This window comes from Yoonia sp. R2-816 (genome assembly GCF_046762905.1).
GTDB lineage: Bacteria > Pseudomonadota > Alphaproteobacteria > Rhodobacterales > Rhodobacteraceae > Yoonia.
In genome coordinates, this window is sequence record NZ_JBKQXN010000293.1 from 1 (window position 1) to 370 (window position 370).

Here is a 370-nt window from a genome sequence, read left to right on the forward strand (position 1 = left end):
CCGCCCCTCAGATAATCCCGGCCATCCCCGCCCCACAGATCGTCATCGCCATCCCCGCCGTACCGAGTGTCATCCCCAAAATCGCCGTACAGATAGTCATCGCCATCCCCGCCGTACAGAGTGTCATCACCAACATCGCCCCACAGATCGTCATGGCCATCCCCGCCGTACAGCTTGTCATCGACCGCGCAGCTGGCGATGCCATTCTGTGGGGCGGGGATGGCCATGGCCATCTGAGTGGCGGGGATGGCCATGACGATCTGTGGGGCGGTGATGGCATTGACACCCTGAGTGGCGGTTCTGGCGATGACAGCCTGTCGGGCGGTGATGGCGATGACGATCTGTTGGGCGGTGATGGCGATGACTATCT

The 370-nt window shown here is 62.2% G+C and carries 1 protein-coding gene and 1 pseudogene; one reads left to right on the plus strand and one right to left on the minus strand.

Going from position 1 to position 370, the window contains the following annotated elements; translation table 11 throughout:
• Positions 1 to 254, minus strand: a pseudogene (locus ACFWW2_RS16995) (hypothetical protein); the annotation flags it as partial.
• Between ACFWW2_RS16995 and ACFWW2_RS17000 the strand changes: the two are divergent.
• On the plus strand, positions 153 to 370 hold a 218-nt coding region (locus ACFWW2_RS17000; protein ID WP_393929882.1), incomplete at its 3' end, for a hypothetical protein. The pseudogene ACFWW2_RS16995 and the gene ACFWW2_RS17000 overlap by 102 nt on opposite strands.